This is a genomic window from Protofrankia sp. Cj3 (assembly GCF_917627355.1).
GTDB lineage: Bacteria > Actinomycetota > Actinomycetes > Frankiales > Frankiaceae > Protofrankia.
Window position 1 is genome coordinate 20,459 of sequence record NZ_CAKJTR010000021.1, and the last position, 983, is coordinate 21,441.

Genomic DNA, 983 nt, shown 5'->3' on the forward strand with positions numbered 1-983 from the left:
GCCTCGCGCCGGTCAGGGGCGGCGTCCCACGTAGAGGCGGGCAGGTGCGGGCCACGTCCGAGGAACCTCAGCGACGTCGCTGAAGCCTGCCGCCGCGATGGTCGGGACGAGTTCGTCCGAGCGCCACGGATGGCCGCCGCAGCGAATGGTGCGCAGGTCGGTCAGTAAGCTGGACAACCGGTCATCAAGGCCGGTGAACGTACCCGCGAGCAGCCAGCCGCCCGGCCGCAACGCACCGGAAACGGCAGCCAGCGCCGCCGGGACGATATCCGCAGGCAGGAACGGCATCGGAAGCCAGATCACGTCGAATCCCGCCTCGTTGTCGAGGGCAGCTACGTCCTGTCGCCGAACTTCGACGCGACCGGCTATGCGTTCCGTTTCGATATTGCTGCGGGCCAGGTTCAGTGCGGGTTCAAATATGTCAATACCCACTACGCGCAGCTCGGGATAGGAACGGGCCATAGCGATCGCCAACCAGCCGGTCCCCGTCCCGACATCAAGGAAGTCCGCCCCGGGAGCAGTCAGGCGGCTATTCAGGTCGGGTAGCATGCCCGCGGCGGTCCGCACGGCGTCACAGATCGCCATCGAAAGACGGCCGATGCTCTGCAGCAGCGGCACGTTGATTTGGTCCCAGCTCCCGACACGGCCGGGATTTTCGATCAGCTCCGCTGCCTGCTGCACGAACGCACGAGCCAGCCCCACCACCGGGGCGGCATGGCCGCCGTACCCGCCGGGTTCGCCGAGCAGTTCGACGGCGATGTCGGCCAGCAATGCACGTACCCGCGGATCGGCCGGCAGATTCTCGGTCTCTATGCGCACATGGGCGGCCAATGCCGCCAACGCGTCCAACGATGAGCCCAAGCGAACCGCCGTACTCATCAACGCCTCGGACACGACGTCCCCCCTTCTGATCTGCCCGCACCTGCCGGCGGAGTCAGGGTAGACCAACCCGGAGCCGCGGCCGTCTGGCCCTGCGGTTCACC

Annotated in this window: 1 protein-coding gene; it reads right to left on the reverse strand. The window is 67.3% G+C overall.

The window, feature by feature from the left end:
• Positions 1 to 12 precede the first annotated feature (12 nt).
• Positions 13 to 894 carry a cyclopropane-fatty-acyl-phospholipid synthase family protein gene (locus MJ783_RS04800; protein ID WP_239308705.1) on the reverse strand — a complete coding sequence of 294 codons (882 nt, stop codon included), beginning with the start codon at positions 892 to 894 and terminating at the stop codon, positions 13 to 15.
• Positions 895 to 983 lie beyond the last annotated feature (89 nt).